The organism is Mesorhizobium sp. HAY1-8B (genome assembly GCF_056868045.1).
This window is the reverse complement of record NZ_CP200321.1, coordinates 678,633-697,496: the sequence shown is the minus strand read 5'-3', so window position 1 is coordinate 697,496 and position 18,864 is coordinate 678,633. Positions and strand designations below refer to the sequence as shown.

Genomic DNA, 18,864 nt, shown 5'->3' with positions numbered 1-18,864 from the left:
TTGGCCAAGGACGCGAAATCAGCCAACATGGCAGGCTATACTTTTGTCGACCACAAGTTCGACGTGGTGGTGGTCGGGGCCGGCGGTGCCGGCCTGCGCGCCACGCTGGGCATGGCCGAGCAGGGCCTGCGCACCGCTTGCATCACCAAGGTGTTCCCAACCCGCTCGCACACGGTGGCGGCGCAAGGCGGCATTGCCGCCTCGCTGTCCAATATGGGTCCGGATTCCTGGCAATGGCACATGTACGACACCGTCAAGGGGTCGGACTGGCTCGGCGATGTCGACGCCATGGAATATCTGGTGCGCGAAGCACCGGCGGCGGTCTACGAACTCGAGCACTATGGCGTGCCGTTCTCGCGCACCGAAGAGGGCAAGATCTACCAGCGGCCGTTCGGCGGCCACATGATGAACTACGGCGAAGGTCCGCCGGTGCAGCGCACTTGTGCCGCCGCCGACCGCACCGGCCACGCCATCCTGCACACGCTTTACGGCCAGTCGCTGAAGAACAACGCGCAGTTCTTCATCGAGTATTTCGCGCTCGACCTGATCATGGAGCCGGACGGCACCTGCACCGGCGTCGTCGCCTGGAATCTCGATGACGGCACCATCCACCGCTTCTCGGCCAAGATGGTGGTGCTGGCGACCGGCGGCTACGGCCGCGCCTATTTCTCGGCGACTTCGGCGCATACCTGCACCGGCGACGGCGGCGGCATGGCAGCCAGAGCCGGCTTCCCGCTGCAGGACATGGAGTTCGTGCAGTTCCACCCGACCGGCATCTATGGTGCCGGCTGCCTGATCACCGAAGGCGCGCGCGGAGAGGGCGGCTATCTCGTCAATTCCGAAGGCGAGCGCTTCATGGAGCGCTACGCACCGTCGGCCAAGGACCTTGCCTCGCGTGACGTCGTCTCGCGCTGCATGACGCTGGAGATCCGCGAGGGCCGTGGCGTCGGCAAGAAGAAGGATCATATATTCCTGCATCTCGACCATCTTGATCCAGCCGTGCTGCATGAGCGGCTGCCCGGCATCTCGGAATCGGCAAAGATCTTCGCCGGCGTCGACCTGACCAAGGAGCCGATCCCGGTGCTGCCGACGGTGCACTACAATATGGGCGGCGTGCCGACCAATTACTGGGGCGAGGTGCTGAGGCCGACGGCAGAGAACCCGGACAAGGTGTCGCCCGGACTGATGGCGGTCGGCGAGGCCGGCTGCGCCTCGGTGCATGGCGCCAACCGGCTTGGTTCGAATTCGCTGATCGACCTGGTGGTGTTCGGCCGCGCCGCGGCGATCCGCGCCGGCCAGGTCATCGACCGCAAGGCGGCGATCCCTTCGCCCAACGAAGCCTCGGTCGAGAGGATCATGGATCGCTTCGACGGACTGCGCCACGCCAATGGCTCGACGCCGACGGCGGTGCTGCGCGAGAAGATGCAGAAGGCGATGCAGGAAGACGCTGCCGTGTTCCGCACGCAGGAATCGCTGGAGAACGGCTGCAAGCGCATTTCGGAAATCTGGGGCGAGCTCAAGGACGTCAAGGTGTTCGACCGTTCGATGATCTGGAATTCCGACCTGGTCGAGACACTGGAACTTGAGAACCTGATGGCCAATGCCATCACCACGGTCTACAGCGCCGAGGCGCGTAAGGAGAGCCGTGGCGCGCATGCGCGGGAAGACTTTTCCGCGCGCGACGACGCCACCTGGCGCAAGCACACGCTGGCGAGGGTGAGTGAGGACGGCAAGGTGACGCTCAGCTACCGGCCGGTGCACACCGAGCCGCTGCTGGCCGAGAAGGACGGTGGCATCAGCCTCGCCAAGATCGCGCCCAAGGCCAGGGTGTACTGACAATGGCGCTGGCGGCGACGGGATATTCCGGCACGCCTCTTCCGGCCAAGCTCGGCCTGAAGGACGGCATGACCGCGGCCTTTATCGCGCTGCCGCCGGAACTCGACGACCTGACGGACGCCGTCGCCTTCGCCGAAGTCGATCGGCTGGCCGATTGGTCCGGCATTTCAGGCGTTGCTCTCAAATACGACGCTGTCCACGCCTTCACCAGGCAGCGCGCCGAGATCGAGAATCGCTTGGGCGATGTCGAGGCGGCGATCAAGCGCGACGGCATGGTCTGGGTGTCCTGGCCGAAGAAGGCATCGAAAGTGCCGACCGATGTCACCGAGGGTGTCGTGCGCACTGAAGCGCTGAAGCGCGACCTTGTCGACGTCAAGGTCGCCGCAGTGAATGAAATCTGGTCCGGGCTGAAGCTCGTCATCCGAAAGGACCTGAGGTAATGGTCGAACTCACGCTTCCCAAGAACTCGAAGATCCAGCAGGGCAAGACCTGGCCGAAGCCGGAGGGCGCCACCAATCTGCGGGAATACCGCATCTACCGCTGGTCGCCGGACGATGACGAGAATCCGCGCATCGACACCTATTTCGTCGACATGGACGATTGCGGGCCGATGGTGCTCGACGCGCTGCTCTGGATCAAGAACAAGATCGACCCGACGCTGACCTTGCGCCGCTCCTGCCGCGAAGGCATTTGCGGCTCCTGCGCCATGAACATCGACGGCTCCAACACGCTCGCTTGCACCAAGGGCTGCGACGACATTTCCGGCGCCGTGAAAGTCTACCCGCTGCCGCATATGCAGGTGGTCAAGGACCTGGTGCCGGACCTCACCAATTTCTATGCCCAGCACGCCTCGATCGAGCCGTGGCTGAAGACGGTGTCGCCGCAGCCGGCCAAGGAATGGCTGCAGAGCCATGAGGACCGCGAGAAGCTCGACGGGCTCTACGAGTGCATATTGTGCGCCTGCTGCTCGACCTCGTGCCCGAGCTACTGGTGGAACGGCGATCGCTATCTCGGCCCGGCGACGCTGCTGCAGGCCTATCGCTGGCTGATCGACAGCCGCGACGAGGCCAAGGGTGAGCGGCTCGACAATCTCGAAGACCCGTTCCGGCTCTACCGCTGCCACACCATCATGAACTGCGCGCAGACCTGCCCCAAGGGCCTCAACCCGGCCAAGGCGATCGCCGAGATCAAGAAGATGATGGTCGAACGGCGCGTCTGACGCCGACTATCTTGCCCGCCCTTGGGGCGGGCTGTCGTGTCGGCAAGGTCGGATCGTCCGGTCGCCGGCAGTGCTCCCATCGCCAGCCAATTTGTCGAGGCCTTGCATTCGCCTACCGTGACATACAATATCCATACATCTGGATCGCGAGGCGAAGGCAATGGACGACAATCAGGCTTCATGGACGCCGGTCATCCGCAAGGGCGCCGGGCCGGTCTACCTCGCCATTGCCGATGCCCTGTCGGCCGATATCGCTTCGGGCCGGCTGGCCGGCGGTTTCAGACTGCCGCCGCAACGCGCGCTGGCGGACGCGCTGGGCATCGATTTCACCACGGTCAGCCGCGCCTATGCCGAGGCGCGCAAGCGGGGTCTGATCGACGGGCGGGTCGGGCAGGGCACCTATGTCCGGGCTCGGCGACCGACCGAGGGACGAGGTGTCTCGACCGGCCTTGTCGACATGAGCATGAACCTGCCACCCCGGTTCGAGGATGCCGGGCTGGTCGCGCGGATGTGGGATGGAATTGCCGATCTGCGGGCGGATGACGGGCTGGGCCTGCTTCTGCGCTACCAGGAGGCCGGCGGAACCGGTCGCGACCGCGCCGCTGGCGCGCGCTGGCTTTCACCGAGGCTCGGCGCCATTCCCGCGGAGCGGCTTCTGGTTTGCCCGGGAGCACAGGGCGCGCTGCTGGCGCTGGCCGGCGTGCTCGCCGGACCCGGCGAGACGATCTGTGTCGAGGCCCTGACCTATCCCGGCTTCCGGTCGCTGGCCGCGCATCTCAGGATCAATCTCGTCGGCGTGCCGATCGACGAGCATGGGCTCGTTCCCGAAGCATTCGAGGCCGTGTGCGCGGAGCATCGGCCAAAAGCCCTCTATTGCACGCCGACCTTGCACAATCCGACGACCGCGACCTTACCTCTCCGCCGTCGCGAGGCCTTGATCGAGATTGCCCGCCGCCATCAGATGCCCATTATAGAGGACGATGCCTATGGCGCCTTGCCGGCCGACCCCATGCCGCCGCTGGCCGCGCTTGCGCCGGATCTCGTCTATCATGTCGCGGGCCTGGCGAAATGCCTGTCCCCAGCGTTGCGGATTGCCTATCTCGTGCTGCCGGACGGCCGCGCTGCCGCCAGGGTGGCGGGCGCCATAAGGGCGACCGCCTCCATGGCCTCCCCCCTGACGGCCGCGATCGCGACCCGCTGGGTCGAGGAGGGAACCGCCGACGCGGTCCTTGCCGCGATCCGCGAGGAGTCGCGTCGCCGGCAGGCGATCGCCGCCGCCATTCTGCCGCCCGGCTTCGGACAGGCCGACCCGCGGGGCTTCCACGCATGGCTGCGGCTGACCGGTCCCTGGACGCGGGGCGAATTCACCGCGCGGCTGCGCTCGGCCGGCATCGGCGTGGTGGCGAGCGATGCCTTCGCCATCGCGTCGCCGCCCGAGGCTGTCCGCCTGGGACTTGGCGCGGCCGCGAACGAAGACGATCTGCGTGACAGCCTGCGGATCGTTGCGGACCTTCTGTCGCAGTCGCCGGCCATATCGTCGATGGTGGTTTGATCTTGTAGGGACTGCTCTTGACAATGTATGCATACATACCACATACATTGTGCAATCAATGACGCCGTGGAGACCAGCAAGTTCCTGCCGTCGCACGCGGGCGAGTGACCGCGAAAGGGCAGGGGTCTCTATGCAGGCGCCGCAGGCAAGGGCAAAACAAATGGTTCAGGATCGCGAATGGCCTCCCCTCTCACCGATTGAGACGGGCATAAGGGGACGGTGTCCGCGCTGTGGCGAGGGACATCTGTTCGAGGGCTTCCTGAAGCTGCGCAAGGGCTGCGAGGTCTGCGGGCTCGACTATTCGTTCGCCGACCCAGCCGATGGCCCGGCGTTCTTCGTGATCTGCTTCGCATGCGTGCCGAGCGTGGTGCTCGCGCTCTGGATCGAGGTGCGCTTTGAAGCGCCCTACTGGGTCCATCTCTTCACCACCTTGCCGTTCATGCTTCTGACCTGCATCCCGCCGCTGCGGCCGCTGAAGGGATGGCTGGTGGCCAGCCAGTATTTCTACAAAGCGGAGGAGGGCCGGATGGTAACACCGCTGATCCCGCCGGCATCCGCCGTGGTGACCGGCTCGACCGCGACCTTGCCTGGCGACGACAGGCTGTGACGACAGCAATGGCGAAAATGACGGTTGAACGGCGCGTGCGGTGGCGGCTATAGGCATTGGATGGAGTGCTCGAGGAAATCAACCTGGCCGGCATGGCCAGGGATGACGCCCGTCAAGCCCGCAAACGAACGCTTGCAACCGATCTCTACCGCCGGGAGGCTGAACTTTCATGAGCGAAGACCTTCCCATCCTCAATCCCGTCGAAGCGCGCGTGCTCGGCTGCCTGATCGAGAAGAAGGAGCTGACGCCTGATGTCTACCCGCTGACGCTCAACAGCGCACTTGCCGCCGCCAACCAGAAGACGGCGCGCGAGCCGGTGATGGCGCTGGAGCAGACAGAGGTGCACCGGGCACTGAAGCTGCTCGAGCAGAAGGGGCTTGTGCGGCAGATGTTCGGCTCGCGCGTCGAGCGCTATGAGCATCAGATGGCGCAGCGCTTCTCGCTGACCACGCCGCAGAGCGCGTTGCTCGGCCTGCTCTTGCTGCGCGGACCACAGACGGCGCACGAGCTCCTGGCGCGAGCCGAGCGCATGGCGCGATTTTCCTCGATCGAAGACCTGCGCGGTGAACTCGACATGCTGATCGGCCGTCGGCCGCCGCTGATCCAGGAAATACCGCGCGGGCCGGGCCAGCGTGAGGACCGTTATGTGCATCTTCTCGCCGGCCCGCTGGACGTCGCGGTGCTATCGGCGCAGCGCAGTGCCCCGGCCTTGCCTCACTCCGACCTGGAAGCGAGGCTGGAGGCTCTGGAGCAGGAAGTCGCGGCACTTCGCGCCCGGCTTGACGCGCTGGGCGCTTAGGGCCGCCAGCACTCATTCGAGACGTTGACGCAGGGTGCCGTTGCCCCCAATGAAAACGCCGGCTCTTGGGTCGGCGTTTGTCACTTCAGGGCATCCTGCTCTAGCCAAGCCTGGCGTCGAGCGACACTTTTATGGCGCCAAGAGCCTTGGAGACCGGGCATTCGGCCTTGGCCTTCTCGGCCAATTCCTTGAATTTCGCCGCATCGATGCCGGGCACCTTGCCGACGAGCGTGATCGCGCTGCCGGTGATGCCGGTGCCCGGGACCAGCGTCACCACGGCCTTGGCGTCGAGTTCGGCGGCGGGCGTGCCGTTCTCGGCCAGGAAATGCGAAAGCTGCATGGCGTAGCAGCCGGCATGGGCAGCCGCGATCAGCTCTTCCGGATTGGTGCCGGATTTGCCGCTTTCATCCTCGAAGCGCGCCTTGAACGAATAGGGCGTGCCTTTCAAGGTTCCGCTCTGGCTGTCGAGCGTGCCCTTGCCTTCTTTCAGATTGCCTTTCCAGACGGCGGTTGCGGTGCGGTCCATGAAGTCCTCCTTGGCCTCGATTGCGCCGGCCCGGCGCCGGCGTTCCAGCCAACTATAGCGCGGGCGCGGGGGAAGGCCACCGCGCGATCGCAGCGGAAACCGCGACATTGGTGTCGGGCCGAAATTTTTCCTGAAAAAAGCGCGTGCGAAAATGTCGACTTCCATCCGGCCCGGCCGTCCTGGGGGCGGCCATCGGATTTGTGGCCGGATGGAGGTATCACATGGACAATCTGTTTTTCGCATTGTGGAAGAGGCCAGGCCATAAGGCCGGGCGACAGGAAGATCTCTGGCTAGACCCGCCGGTGGGCGGCTTCGGCAGGCTGCTGGCGGCTGTTGCCATCATCGGCGCCGCGGCATGCCTTCTCGACCACGCGGCCGCGGTCGACGGCAAGGCTGACACGCTCGTCGCCGCATCCTATGATTCATCGCAGCACGGGAGCGCGCAATGAAATATGTCTGTCTGGTCTATGGTGAGGAAAAAGACCTCCATGCATTGACCGTGGAGCGCGGGGCCAAGCTCGACGCCGATTCGCTGGCCTATGACAGGTCCTTGGATCAACAGGGCAAGCTGATCATCGCGCAGGCGCTGCAGTCGGTGAAGACCTCGAAGTCGGTGCGACGGCGCAAGGGCAAGCGCCTTGTCACCGACGGCCCTTTCGCCGAAACCAAGGAGCAGTTGCTTGGCTTCGTCATGATCGAGGCGGACACTCTCGAGGAAGCGCTGGACATCGCCGCCGACATTCCGCTGGCCGAACTCGGCACGATCGAGGTGCGGGCGATCTATGACATACCCGGGTCATAGGCGGCGCGTGGCTTTGGCGGTTGGGCCTGCAATCGGCTTGTTCAGTCGCTCAAGCTCCACCAGCCGCAAATTGAATTTTCTTCGCCAGAGGCAACTCTTGCGTGTTGAAGCAACGTGGCAGGTCTCTTATCGTCCGTCGGATTCCTGGGGGATTTCGACATGCCTTTCCTGATTGCTGTCCTTGGCGTGCTCGGGGCGGCGGCGTTCTGGTGGTACCGGATGAAGGCCATGAACGACGCCGCGCGCGAGGTCGCCGATGTCGTCGGGCGCGTGCAAGGCAACATCAGGCGCAAGAAGCTGTGCAATCAGGCGGCCCTGTCGCCGCTGACGGCGATCGACGATCCGGTGGTGGCCGCCGCGACGCTGATTACATCGATCGTCTCCGAGAACGGCCCTGTCCTGCCGCGGCGAGAAGCCGTCATTCGCGCGGTGATCTCCGAGATCGCCGACAAGAAGAAGACCGACGAGGCGATCAACTACGCCAAGTGGGCGGCCTCACAGATCGACGACACCACTGTCGTCATCGACAAGCTGGCGCCGTTCCTGCGCGAGCGCCTCGACGTATCGGAACGAAACGACCTGCTGCAGATGGTGAACCGTGCGGCCCAAGGCGGCGAGGAGCGTCTTGAGATCGCCGACCAGCGCATGCTGAGGCTGCGGCAGAGGCTGGGCTTTGAAGTGAACTAGGTGTGCTGATGTTCAGGTGAAGCCGGCCTGCGAACGACGGCTTCCTGCGCTTCCGGCCTTCGCCGGCCGAAGCACTCATGAGTGGCGTTGCAGTTAAGGCTACCGGCCGGCGTAGGCCAATGCTCACGTATTTGAGTACGCCCCGCTCCGTTCTCAAAAACTACCGTTCTCGACATGGTGTCGGAATTGGGCGCCAGTTCAGCGCATTTCACGCCGACTTCCTCATTACGACGGGTATAAATTATCGGTCAGGTCGGTTGGCTCAAGGAGACTTTGCATGCGCGGTCATTGCTTATGCGGCGTTATTGCTTTTGAAGTCGATGGCCCGGCACAAGCCTGCGTGAGCTGTCATTGTGAAAGTTGTCGGCGGCAATGTTCTGCGCCGATGACCACCTACATTGGCGTCTTGGACAGCCAATGGCGATGGCTGGGCAAGCCGCCGAAGGTATTCAACTCTTCTCCCGGTGTGGAAAGAACATTTTGCGATCACTGTGGCTCGCCGCTGTCCTTCCGCTCAAAGAACATGTCCGGTGTCATGCATTTTTTTGCCGCAGCGATGGAGGAGCCGGAAAAATTTGCACCAACGCTGCATGTCGCTTTCGAGGAGAAGCTCCCTTGGTTGAAACTCGCCGACGGCCTGCCGACACGTGTCGGGCCTGACTATACGAAAGACTAGATCGCCTCGCCCTTCAAAAGCCTCGGCGTACCGGCCGAAAGTCCCGATGCCTGCCGGATGAAAAACTCCTTCAAGCGCGGCATGCGCTCGACGAGGCCGAGGCCGATGTCGCGGACGGCGCGCAGTGGAGTGATGTCGTTGGAAAACAGCCGATTCAGCACATCCGTGGTGACGCCCATCTGCACCGTGTCGAAACGGCGCCATTGCTGGTAGCGCTCGAGCACGTCGAGCGCACCGATGTCCTGCCCGAGCCGGTCCGCCTCGACGATCACCTCGGCAAGTGCCGCCACATCCTTGAAGCCGAGATTGAGGCCCTGTCCGGCGATCGGATGGATGCCGTGGGCGGCGTCGCCGGCAAGGGCGACGCGCGGCGCGACGAAGGCCCGTGCAATGGTGAGGCCGAGCGGCCAGGCGCGCGGCTTGTCGGCGACACGGATCTCTCCGAGCTTCAGGCCAAAGCGTTGTTCGAGCTCATGCTCGAAGACGAGATCGTCGCCCTCCACGAGCGCCTTGGCATCTTCCGTGCGTTCGACCCAGACGATCGACGAGCGGTTGGTGCCGTCCTCGTCGGGTTTCAGCGGCAGCGTGGCAAAGGGCCCGGCGGGCAGGAAATGTTCTTCGGCGCGGCCGTTGTGAGGCCGCTCATGCGCCACCGTGCAGACGATGCCGGACTGGCCGTATTCCCATTTCACCGTCTTGATGCCGGCCATGTCGCGCAGCTTCGAATTGACGCCGTCGGCGGCGACCAGCAACCGCGCCGTCAGCGCGGCGCCATCGGCCAGATGCACCGATATACCGGCACCGCCGGTCTCAAAACCCTGCACCGCGACGCCTTCGATGATATCGATGCCGAGCTTCTCGGCCCTGGCGCGCAAGGCGCCGTTCAACGCCTTGTTGGCGATCATGTGCGCGAAGGGCTCGCCCGGCGCCACTTCGCCGCCGAAGGTCAGGAAGACGGGGCGCACCGGATCGGAGCTGCGTGAATCGGTGATGATCATTTCGGTGATGGCCTGCGCCTGCGGGGCGATCTCGGCCCAGACGCCGAGCTGTTCGAGCATGCGGCAGGCGGCAGCGGCAATGGCCGAGGCACGGCCATCGCGTTGCCAAGCGCCGGCCGGCGCGGCATCGACCAACGCCACGGCAAGACCCGGCCGCGCCTGCTTCAGCGAGACGGCGGCGGCCAGTCCGACATAGCCGGCGCCGGCAACGAGGATATCGAGCCCGGATCTGGTCTTGGCGTCCGCCTTGCGTTCCATTGTCTTGGCTCCTTGCGCACCGACCGGGCTTGCGCCCTTGACGGCTCGTCCTTCCTGTCGGAAACCGCCATAGCAATTTTGCGGCGAGGTCACAAAACATGACGGCGGCCATGGACGAGCTTCTGCGCATTCTCGACCTCGAGAGGCTCGAACACAATCTGTATCGTGGTCGCAGCCCCCAGGTGGAGTGGCAGCGCGTGTTCGGCGGCCAGACCATCGCCCAGGCGCTGGTGGCGGCGCAGCGCACGGTCGAGCCGGATCGCTTCGTGCATTCGCTGCACGGCTATTTCATGCGGCCAGGCGATATCAAGGTACCGATCGTCTACGAGGTCGACCGCATCCGCGACGGCGGCTCCTTTACCACACGACGCGTGCTGGCGATCCAGCACGGACAGGCGATCTTTTCGCTGGAAGCCTCGTTCCAGGTCGATGAAAAGGGGCTCGAGCATCAATTCGCGCTGCCCGACGACGTGCCGCCGCCGGAGGGCCTGCAGACCCAGCGGCAGCTGCTCGAGAAGGCCGAACGCGTGCCGGAAGCGGTGCGACGTTTCTGGGCGCGTGAGCGGCCGCTGGAGCTCAGGCCGGTCAATCTCCAGCACTATGAGAGCCGCGACAAGCTGCCGCCCCGGCAGAATGTCTGGATCCGGCTTGCCGGGCCGGTTCCCGACGACCGCGCGCTGCAATCGGTGCTGCTCGCCTATCTCTCCGACATGACGTTGCTCGACACCTCGACCTTCGCGCATGGGCGCGGCCTGTTCGATCCCGATATCCAGGCGGCAAGTCTCGACCATTCCATGTGGTTTCACCGACCGCATTCGCTCGACGGCTGGCTGCTCTATGCGCAGGACAGCCCTTCGAGTTCGGGATCGCGCGGCTTCAGCCGCGGCACGCTCTATGCCCGCGACGGCACGCTGATCGCCTCGGTGGCCCAGGAAGGCCTGATCCGGCTCAAGCGTTGAGCATTGCGAGTCTTGTTTGAGCAGGATGACTGGACAAACGAAAATCGTTTGTCCGAGAAAACCGAGCTCCCGCCTTTCGCGCCAGGCTCAAAGCCGGCAAAATAGGCAAAATGGAAAAATTGCACAAATTTTGAGCATATGGCGCGCCGCAGCGACCGGCGCCTGCTGACCTCGGTCACTCCATTCCCTTTGTTTACAACAGGTTAACACGCTGCTTCGGCACTTGGCACGGAGCTTGAATCCTTGGGGGCACTCTCCGGCTCCTTGGGATCGGTGAAGTCGTGCAAACGCGGGGGACCGCAACAGCAAAGGGTGAAACCTTATGAAAATCGTGATGGCAATCATCAAGCCGTTCAAGCTGGACGAGGTACGCGAAGCGCTTACCGCCGTCGGCATCCAGGGCCTGACCGTCACCGAAGTCAAAGGCTACGGGCGTCAGAAGGGGCATACGGAAATCTATCGCGGGGCGGAATACGCGGTCAGTTTCCTGCCGAAGATCAAGATCGAGGTCGCGGTCAGTGCCGACACGGTCGACAAGGCCGTCGAAGCCATCACCGCCGCGGCCAAGACCGGCCAGATCGGCGACGGCAAGATCTTCGTTTTCGGCATCGACCAGGCGGTGCGGATCCGCACCGGCGAAACAGACACCGACGCGCTCTAAGCGGCGAACACGTATTCCAATGGAGAGTTCAATGAATATTTCTTCCACCTTGAAGACGACGGGACGGGCGGCCCTTCTGGGCTCGCTTGCTCTCGCAGCATTGGGCAGCGTCGCCGCCTTCGCGCAGGAAGCAGCTCCGGCCGCTGCCGCCGCCGCACCGGCTGCCGCCCCCGCGCCGGTGCTCGATACCGGCAATACCGCCTGGATGCTGACCTCGACGGCGTTGGTGCTGATGATGACCATCCCGGGCCTGGCGCTGTTCTACGGCGGCATGGTGCGCAAGAAGAACGTGCTCGCCACCATCATGCAGAGCTTTGCCATCACCTGCCTGGTGACGATCCTGTGGTTCATGTTCGGCTATTCGCTCGCCTTCTCCGACGGCGGCGGCATGAATGCCTATCTCGGCGGCTTCTCGAAATTCTTCCATCACGGCATCACCACCTCGACGCTGTGGGCGCCCGGGGTCGCGAACATTCCTGAATTCGTCTTCTCGATGTTCCAGATGACCTTCGCCATCATCACGCCTGCCCTCATCGCCGGCGCCTTCGCCGAGCGCATGAAGTTCTCGGCGCTGCTGATCTTCATGGCGCTGTGGCTGCTGGTCGTCTATGCGCCGATCGCGCATTGGGTCTGGGGCGGCGGCTTCCTTGGCGCGGCCGGCGTGCTCGACTTCGCCGGCGGCACGGTCGTCCACATCAATGCCGGTGTCGCCGGTCTCGTCTGCGCCCTGGTTCTGGGCAAGCGCGAGGGCTATGGCACCACCAACATGGCACCGCATAACCTGGTCTACTCGGTGATCGGCGCTTCGCTGCTGTGGGTCGGCTGGTTCGGCTTCAACGCCGGTTCGGAACTGGCGGCCGACGGCCTTGCCGGCGCCGCCATGCTCAACACCCAGGTCGCTACCGCCGCGGCGGCCCTTGCCTGGATGTTCGCCGAATGGATCGTCGCCAAGAAGCCTTCGGTGCTCGGCATCATCTCGGGTGCCGTCGCCGGCCTGGTCGCGGTGACGCCGGCTTCCGGCTTCGTCAACCCGACCGGCGCCTTCATCGTCGGCATCGTCGCCGGCGTGGTCTGCTACATCTCGGCGGTCAAGGTGAAGCACATGTTCGGCTATGACGACTCGCTCGATGCCTTCGGCGTCCATGGCGTCGGCGGCGTGGTTGGTGCGTTGCTGACCGGCCTGCTCGCCGATCCGGCGATCAACAGCCTGTCGTCGGGTGCCTCCGTCGGCAAGCAGCTCTACGGCATCGTCTTCACCATCCTGTGGACGGCGATCGCCACCTTCGTGATCCTCTACATCGTCAAGGCGCTGGTCGGCCTGCGTCCGACGACCCAGGAAGAGGTCGAAGGCCTCGACATCTCCCAGCATGGCGAAGTGGTGCCGTAAGGCCAGCCTCGCCAAGGGGCCGGCGGATCCTCCTCCCGCCGGCCTCATATTTTCACGCAACTTACACCTGAAGGCCACGGTTCGGTTTTCACCGGAGTTGCTCCAGAGATCCCGTCGTGACGTTCTCGAAAGAGGCTCACGCATTGAGGCCCGAAGCAATTCGGGCCTCTTTTTTGGAAAATCGTACGCTTCGAAAAGGCGAAGGAGGAATCGTTTTTCGGAATGATCACGTTCGCGTGATCGGCCAAAGGGAAGAAACATAGGGCTTCCCGGCTCCGTACTGGGGTTAGCGAGCGCCGTTCCGACGCTCGCTACCAACAGGGAAGGAACCAACTGATGAACATTAAGAACATCTTCCTGGGAGCGCTGGCTCTGTCGATGCTCAGCGGTGTTGCACTTGCTGGCGCGCTCGACGAGCCTGACAACATGGCGCCGTTCTTCACCGATTCCGGCATGAAGACCATGAAGCCGGAAGCGGACTTCAAGGCAGCCTGGGCCTCGACGGCCAAGGACAAGCAGGACACGATGATGAAGGAGTGCCAGGACGCGGCGATGAGCAAGCCTCATGCCGAATTCTGCGCCAACCTGATGATGTACGCCGGTCACAAATGATCGCGCGGGATCGGGTCCGGAAGGCCCCGATCGCTTCGTCGTTTCAAGACAAGAATGGCGGGCTTCGCGGCCCGCCATTCCTGTCCGCGGGGCGGCATCGGTAAAAAGCCATGGTTAATGCGGCCTTAACCTTCCCACAGCTAGTCTGACCTCCGAATCTGCCGGAGTGCGTCATGCGCTCCGGCCAGGCAATCTGACGGGGAAGAGCATGCGTTCAGGGGCTTCAGCACCGCTCGCGCTGGCCGATACGGGGCACGGCATCCAGGCTTTCGCGCGGCGCCAGGTCGGCCGTCTGGTCGGTGCCGGCATGTTCCTGGCGGTGGCCTTCGGGGTTGCCAGCCTCGCCACCTGGAATGTTGCCGATCCAAGCTTCTCGCACGCCACCAACAACACCGTCACCAACGCCATGGGCTATGCCGGCGCTGTGTTCTCCGATCTTGCCATGCAGTTCTTCGGCCTTGCCGCGGTTGCTGCGCTGGTCCCGGCCGTGGTCTGGGGGTACCTGCTGTTTTCGGCGCGCGGCGTCGACAGGCTGCCCAAGCGCGGGCTGTTCTGGTTCGGTTTCGCGCTGCTCGCCGCCGCCATCGCCGGCTGCATCGTTCCACCCAAGACCTGGCCGCTGCCCACCGGCCTTGGCGGCGTGTTCGGTGACATGGTGCTCAAGATTCCCGGCGTCCTCATCGGCGGCTATCCGACCGGACTGATCGCCAGCGTGCTCGCAGTTCTGCTGGCTGCACCCGCGCTCTGGCTGTTCGCCTATGGCTCGGCGCTGATCGGGCGCAAGAACGGCTTCGCCGTGATGGAGGAACCGGCCGCGGACCCGCGCGAGGACGATCTTCTGTTCGACAATGACGAGGATGAGGGTGACGAGGGCATATTGGCGCTCGGCGCCATCACCCATTGGTGGCTGTCGCTGCGCGCGTGGATGCATCGGCGCGCGGTACGCCGCAGGCAGGAGCGGGACGAATACGAGCCGGAGCTGGAGCCGCGCGCCAGCGCCTGGCGCCGCGCCGCCGAACGGGTCGAATCGGCCGAGTTCGCCGAGCAGCGCATGAGCCAGGATGGCCGCGCCCGCGTCGAGCCGGAATTCTTCGCCGCCATGGTCAATGACCGCAGCGTTTCCGTCGATCCGGATGATGACGATATCTTCGACCGCGACGACGAGGACATGGATCTAGACGAGAAGCCCATCGTCCAGCGTCGCGCGGGCTCCGCCGCCAAGGTGCAGCAGTTCCGCTCCGACGCCGCCACCCGCGTCGAGGCGCCGGCACCACGCCCGGCGCCCGGCGCGCGCGTCCAGCGTGAGGCGCAGACCTCGCTGATCGGCTCGGACAAGTTCGAGATGCCGTCGCTGCATTTCCTGTCCGAACCGAAGAACGTGGCGAAGGACCCGAGCCTGTCGAAGGACGCGCTGGAGCAGAACGCGCGCCTGCTCGAAGGGGTGCTGGAAGATTTCGGCGTCAAGGGCGAGATCATTGCCGTACGCCCCGGTCCCGTGGTCACCCTCTATGAGCTGGAACCGGCGCCCGGCATCAAATCGTCCCGTGTCATCGGCCTCTCCGACGACATCGCCCGCTCGATGAGCGCGATCGCCTGCCGCGTCGCCGTGGTGCCCGGCCGCAACGCCATCGGCATCGAATTGCCGAATGCCAAGCGCGAGACGGTGTATCTGCGCGAGATCATGGCCAGCCGCGACTTCGAGACGACCAAGGCCAAGCTGGCGCTGGCGCTGGGCAAGACCATCAATGGCGAGGCCGTCATCGTCGACATCGCCAAGATGCCGCACGTGCTGGTCGCCGGCACCACAGGCTCGGGCAAGTCGGTCGCCATCAACACCATGATCCTGTCGCTGCTCTACCGGCTGACGCCGCAGGAATGCCGGCTGATCATGATCGACCCTAAGATGCTCGAACTTTCCGTCTATGACGGCATCCCGCATCTGCTGACGCCCGTCGTCACCGACCCGAAAAAGGCGGTGGTGGCGCTGAAATGGACCGTGCGGGAGATGGAGGACCGCTACCGCAAGATGTCCAAGGTCGGCGTGCGCAACATCGACGGTTTCAACGCCCGGGTTCAGCAGGCCGAGAAAAAAGGCGAGAAGATATCGCGTACGGTGCAGACCGGCTTCGATCGCCAGACCGGCGAGGCGATCTACGAGACCGAGAATCTCGACCTCGAGCCGATGCCCTACATCGTCGTCATCATCGACGAAATGGCAGACCTGATGATGGTCGCCGGCAAGGACATCGAAGGTGCCGTGCAGCGCCTGGCGCAGATGGCGCGTGCCGCCGGCATCCATGTCATCATGGCGACGCAACGTCCCTCCGTCGACGTCATCACCGGCACCATCAAGGCCAACTTCCCGACCCGCATCTCCTTCCAGGTGACGTCGAAGATCGACAGCCGCACCATTCTGGGCGAGCAGGGCGCCGAGCAGCTGCTCGGCATGGGCGACATGCTCTACATGGCCGGTGGCGGCCGCATCCAGCGCGTGCACGGTCCTTTCGTCTCCGACGACGAGGTGGAGAAGATCGTCGGGCACCTGAAGCTGCAGGGCGTACCCGAATATCTCGACGCCATCACCGAGGATGACGACGAGGACGACGACGAACCGTCCGGCAAGGGCGGTTCCGGCGGTGGTGGTGGCGGCAATTTCGAGGATTCCGACGACCCCTACGACCAGGCGGTCGCCGTGGTGCTGCGCGACGGCAAGGCATCGACCAGCTACATCCAGCGCCGTCTCGGCATCGGCTACAACCGCGCCGCCTCGATCATCGAGAAGATGGAAAAGGAAGGCATTGTCGGCCCGGCCAACCACGCGGGAAAACGCGAAATCCTGGTGCCGACCGAAGAGGACAAGTTCTGATGGGAAGCCGGCCGCAACCTTGAACCTCGCGGCGCGTTGAAGCGAGGGGTGCGCCGCCAAACTTCAGCCCAACTGGGGGTTCAGGACAGCGACAGATACAGGAATCATCAAGCGAGTGACCGACATGAAGAACGATCTTTCCGCACTCAGCGATTTTGCTCCGACCCGTCGTCAGCTGCTCGGCCTCGGCCTTGCCTTTGCGGGTGCCGCCGCCATCAATGTGGTGCCCGGGTTCCAGTTGCTGGCCTCGGCGCAGGCGGCCGTGCCCACGGCCGCACAGAAAATCGCCGACCATTTTTCCGCGGTCAAATCGATGAGCGGCGAATTCGTCCAGTTCGGCCCCAAGGGCGAGCAGACCGGCGGCAAGTTCTTCCTGGAACGGCCGGGCAAGATCCGCTTCAACTATGACGGAGCGTCGAATTTCCGGGTGATTTCGGACGGCAAGTCGGTGGTCATCCTCAACAAGAAGCTGAACACGTCGGATCTCTATCCGCTGTCGAAGACGCCGCTGAAGCTCCTGCTCGACGATCGCATCGACCTCTCCGGCGATCGCGTCAAGAGCGTCAAGGAAGAGGACGACCTCACCACCATCAAGCTCGCCGACAAGTCGGTGTTCGGCAATGCGATGATCACCATGATGTTCGATCCGAAAACCTATGATCTGCGGCAGTGGACGATCACCGACGCGCAAGGCAAGGACACCACGGTGATGATCTTCAACACCAAGGAAGGCGTCAGCTTCGCCGCCGACACCTTTGCCATCGACTATACGGCCAACCGCGAGCTGAACACCAAGACGCGCTGAGGTACACTAATATTAGGGTGAGGCCGGCCTGCGAATGGCGGCCTCCTGCGCTTCTCCGTTCTACTGCGTCGCAGTAGAAAGAATTCACGCACCAAACGTACGCTCCGCATCTCGGAATCCATCGTTCTCGACTCGGCCTGACCTGAATCTCAGCGCATCTTGGGCCGCGCTTGAGCGGGTTCCGAACATGGCCCGGCTTGTCTTTGTGGCGCCCGGCTGGCAGTTTCCGGACTGACTCCCTCAAAAAGGCGTCTTCTCCGCCAGGATTCATCGGTCCTGGCTGGAAGTACGCTGTCCGGATTGCCAATGCCCTTTTCGATAGCCACCTGGAACATCAACTCCGTGCGCCTGCGCATGCCGATCGTCGAACGCCTGCTCGATGAGTACGCCCCCGATGTGCTGTGCCTGCAAGAGACCAAGGTTCCGGACGAATTGTTCCCGGAAAAGGCATTCCGCAAGCTCGGCTACGGGCACATCGCCTTTCATGGCCAGAAGGGCTATCACGGCGTCGCCACCGTGGCGCGGCGGCCGATCGAGGTGGTCGAAAAGCGCCGTTTCTGCGAGATCGAGGACAGCCGGCATTTGTCGGTGACGGTGCGCGCCGGCGGCAAGACGATCCTGCTGCACAATTTCTACGTTCCGGCGGGCGGCGACGAACCGGATCCCGAAATCAACAAGAAATTCAAGCACAAGCTCGATTTCGTCGCCGAGATGAACGCCATCCGCGCCGAGCACAACGAGGTGTCCGCTTCGGTGCTGGTCGGCGACCTCAACATCGCGCCGCTCGAGCACGACGTCTGGTCGCACAAGCAATTGCTCAATGTGGTCAGCCACACGCCGGTCGAGACCGAAAACTTCGAGGCGATGCGGCTCGCCGGCAACTGGGTCGACCTGATGCGGCTCAACGTGCCATCAGACCAGAAGCTCTACACTTGGTGGAGTTATCGCGCGCAGGACTGGGAAGCGTCGAACCGGGGCCGGCGGCTCGACCATGTCTGGTCGTCGCCCAACCTGGTGCCCGATTTCGCCGGTTACGAAATCCTGAGGGCGGCACGCGGCTGGGACCGCCCCTCGGACCATGTGCCTGTCATTGCGCGGTTCGATCTGGACTAGCCCTTGTTCGACGCCGTTCCCACTCCGGCCGCAGTTGCGACATGACCAGTTCGTCACGATGCACGCCATTGAAGAATGCGCTGCCTCGCGCAATACCCTCCGCCGTGAAACCGGCAGCCTCATAGGCGCGCCGCGCGCGATGATTGTCGGGGAAAAGGCCAATGCAGAGCCGATAGGCACCCGTTTCGACAAAAACCTGTTCCACCGTTGCCGTCAGCAGCATTCTGCCCTGGCCTTGCCCAGGCGCGACGACGGCAATGCGTTTGACCAGCGTCACGCGTTCGGCAGAAGCCCAACCGCGCAGGATCACGAAGCCGATCTGTGCGGAACCGTCCATCCCAACAAAATAGGCGTGATTGCCGTCGACAAAGGCTTCGTGATGGCGCGCCTCATCCCAACGTCCGACAAAGGCGTCGTAGCCTTCGCGCCGTTCGGTCGCCATGATGAAGGGCAGGTCATTTTCGGTGGCGCGAACAAGCCGGAAGTCCATCCGCGGCTCTC

Annotated in this window: 20 protein-coding genes; 17 read left to right on the top strand and 3 right to left on the bottom strand. The window is 63.9% G+C overall.

The features are described from left to right. The 6 genes from sdhA to AC1VON_RS03445 all read left to right on the top strand — a co-directional run bounded on the left by sdhA (nucleotide 1) and on the right by AC1VON_RS03445 (nucleotide 6,013). Nucleotides 1-1,836: a succinate dehydrogenase flavoprotein subunit gene (gene sdhA, locus AC1VON_RS03470; protein ID WP_483120405.1), complete on the top strand. Its 1,836-nt coding sequence runs from the start codon at nucleotides 1-3 to the stop codon at nucleotides 1,834-1,836. Nucleotides 1,837-1,838: 2 nt separating this feature from the next. Next, a complete protein-coding gene (locus tag AC1VON_RS03465) occupies nucleotides 1,839-2,276 on the top strand; it encodes a DUF3052 domain-containing protein (protein ID WP_483120404.1) in 438 nt (145 codons plus the stop codon). Next, on the top strand, nucleotides 2,276-3,055 hold the full coding sequence (locus AC1VON_RS03460; RefSeq protein WP_010912301.1) for a succinate dehydrogenase iron-sulfur subunit: 780 nt from the start codon (nucleotides 2,276-2,278) through the stop codon (nucleotides 3,053-3,055). The genes AC1VON_RS03465 and AC1VON_RS03460 overlap by 1 nt, the downstream gene beginning before the upstream one ends. Before the next feature lie 160 nt (nucleotides 3,056-3,215). Further along, nucleotides 3,216-4,607 carry an aminotransferase-like domain-containing protein gene (locus AC1VON_RS03455; protein WP_483120403.1) on the top strand — a complete coding sequence of 464 codons (1,392 nt, stop codon included), beginning with the start codon at nucleotides 3,216-3,218 and terminating at the stop codon, nucleotides 4,605-4,607. Nucleotides 4,608-4,767: 160 nt separating this feature from the next. Continuing rightward, nucleotides 4,768-5,214, top strand: coding sequence for a DUF983 domain-containing protein (locus AC1VON_RS03450; protein ID WP_483126265.1), 447 nt, complete (start codon nucleotides 4,768-4,770; stop codon nucleotides 5,212-5,214). 169 nt (nucleotides 5,215-5,383) lie between these two features. Beyond that, a complete protein-coding gene (locus tag AC1VON_RS03445) occupies nucleotides 5,384-6,013 on the top strand; it encodes a YceH family protein (RefSeq protein WP_483120402.1) in 630 nt (209 codons plus the stop codon). A 100-nt stretch (nucleotides 6,014-6,113) separates the two neighbouring features. Here the strand turns inward: AC1VON_RS03445 and AC1VON_RS03440 are convergent, their stop codons facing one another. Next, nucleotides 6,114-6,539 (bottom strand): OsmC family protein, encoded by a 426-nt coding sequence (locus tag AC1VON_RS03440; protein ID WP_010912297.1) that lies wholly within the window; start codon nucleotides 6,537-6,539, stop codon nucleotides 6,114-6,116. A 221-nt stretch (nucleotides 6,540-6,760) separates the two neighbouring features. Here AC1VON_RS03440 and AC1VON_RS03435 point away from each other — a divergent pair, with 221 nt between their 5' ends. The 4 genes from AC1VON_RS03435 (at nucleotide 6,761) to AC1VON_RS03420 (ending at nucleotide 8,704) form a co-directional block, all read left to right on the top strand. Then, the gene (locus AC1VON_RS03435) at nucleotides 6,761-6,988 is read left to right on the top strand and encodes a hypothetical protein (RefSeq protein WP_172347920.1); all 228 of its coding nucleotides are present in this window, start codon (nucleotides 6,761-6,763) and stop codon (nucleotides 6,986-6,988) included. Then, nucleotides 6,985-7,341 (top strand): YciI family protein, encoded by a 357-nt coding sequence (locus tag AC1VON_RS03430; protein WP_140776054.1) that lies wholly within the window; start codon nucleotides 6,985-6,987, stop codon nucleotides 7,339-7,341. Before AC1VON_RS03435 ends, AC1VON_RS03430 begins: the two co-directional genes overlap by 4 nt. A gap of 159 nt (nucleotides 7,342-7,500) precedes the next feature. Then, nucleotides 7,501-8,028, top strand: coding sequence for a hypothetical protein (locus tag AC1VON_RS03425; RefSeq protein ID WP_483120401.1), 528 nt, complete (start codon nucleotides 7,501-7,503; stop codon nucleotides 8,026-8,028). A gap of 277 nt (nucleotides 8,029-8,305) precedes the next feature. Next, nucleotides 8,306-8,704, top strand: coding sequence for a GFA family protein (locus AC1VON_RS03420; RefSeq protein WP_172347922.1), 399 nt, complete (start codon nucleotides 8,306-8,308; stop codon nucleotides 8,702-8,704). Here the strand turns inward: AC1VON_RS03420 and AC1VON_RS03415 are convergent. After that, nucleotides 8,701-9,960 (bottom strand): ubiquinone biosynthesis hydroxylase, encoded by a 1,260-nt coding sequence (locus AC1VON_RS03415; protein ID WP_483120400.1) that lies wholly within the window; start codon nucleotides 9,958-9,960, stop codon nucleotides 8,701-8,703. The two genes, AC1VON_RS03420 and AC1VON_RS03415, sit on opposite strands and share 4 nt — an antisense overlap. A gap of 98 nt (nucleotides 9,961-10,058) precedes the next feature. Between AC1VON_RS03415 and tesB the strand changes: the two genes are divergently transcribed. The 7 genes from tesB to AC1VON_RS03380 all read left to right on the top strand — a co-directional run bounded on the left by tesB (nucleotide 10,059) and on the right by AC1VON_RS03380 (nucleotide 18,363). Further along, the gene (gene tesB / locus AC1VON_RS03410; protein WP_172347924.1) at nucleotides 10,059-10,919 is read left to right on the top strand and encodes an acyl-CoA thioesterase II; all 861 of its coding nucleotides are present in this window, start codon (nucleotides 10,059-10,061) and stop codon (nucleotides 10,917-10,919) included. A 322-nt stretch (nucleotides 10,920-11,241) separates the two neighbouring features. Then, nucleotides 11,242-11,580 carry a P-II family nitrogen regulator gene (locus AC1VON_RS03405; protein ID WP_010912291.1) on the top strand — a complete coding sequence of 113 codons (339 nt, stop codon included), beginning with the start codon at nucleotides 11,242-11,244 and terminating at the stop codon, nucleotides 11,578-11,580. A 31-nt stretch (nucleotides 11,581-11,611) separates the two neighbouring features. Further along, the gene (locus tag AC1VON_RS03400) at nucleotides 11,612-12,967 is read left to right on the top strand and encodes an ammonium transporter (protein ID WP_483120399.1); all 1,356 of its coding nucleotides are present in this window, start codon (nucleotides 11,612-11,614) and stop codon (nucleotides 12,965-12,967) included. Between the two features lie 336 nt (nucleotides 12,968-13,303). Further along, nucleotides 13,304-13,579, top strand: a complete 276-nt coding sequence (locus AC1VON_RS03395) for a hypothetical protein (protein ID WP_483120398.1) — start codon at nucleotides 13,304-13,306, stop codon at nucleotides 13,577-13,579. Nucleotides 13,580-13,787: 208 nt separating this feature from the next. Next, complete coding sequence (locus AC1VON_RS03390; RefSeq protein WP_483120397.1) at nucleotides 13,788-16,445, top strand: DNA translocase FtsK; 2,658 nt, start codon at nucleotides 13,788-13,790, stop codon at nucleotides 16,443-16,445. A 124-nt stretch (nucleotides 16,446-16,569) separates the two neighbouring features. Further along, nucleotides 16,570-17,250 carry an outer-membrane lipoprotein carrier protein LolA gene (locus AC1VON_RS03385; RefSeq protein ID WP_172347927.1) on the top strand — a complete coding sequence of 227 codons (681 nt, stop codon included), beginning with the start codon at nucleotides 16,570-16,572 and terminating at the stop codon, nucleotides 17,248-17,250. 306 nt (nucleotides 17,251-17,556) lie between these two features. Next, nucleotides 17,557-18,363 (top strand): exodeoxyribonuclease III, encoded by an 807-nt coding sequence (locus AC1VON_RS03380; RefSeq protein ID WP_056574724.1) that lies wholly within the window; start codon nucleotides 17,557-17,559, stop codon nucleotides 18,361-18,363. On the opposite strand, the gene AC1VON_RS03375 is transcribed toward AC1VON_RS03380, so the two are convergent. After that, a complete protein-coding gene (locus AC1VON_RS03375; protein ID WP_483120396.1) occupies nucleotides 18,338-18,853 on the bottom strand; it encodes a GNAT family N-acetyltransferase in 516 nt (171 codons plus the stop codon). The two genes, AC1VON_RS03380 and AC1VON_RS03375, sit on opposite strands and share 26 nt — an antisense overlap. Nucleotides 18,854-18,864 lie beyond the last annotated feature (11 nt).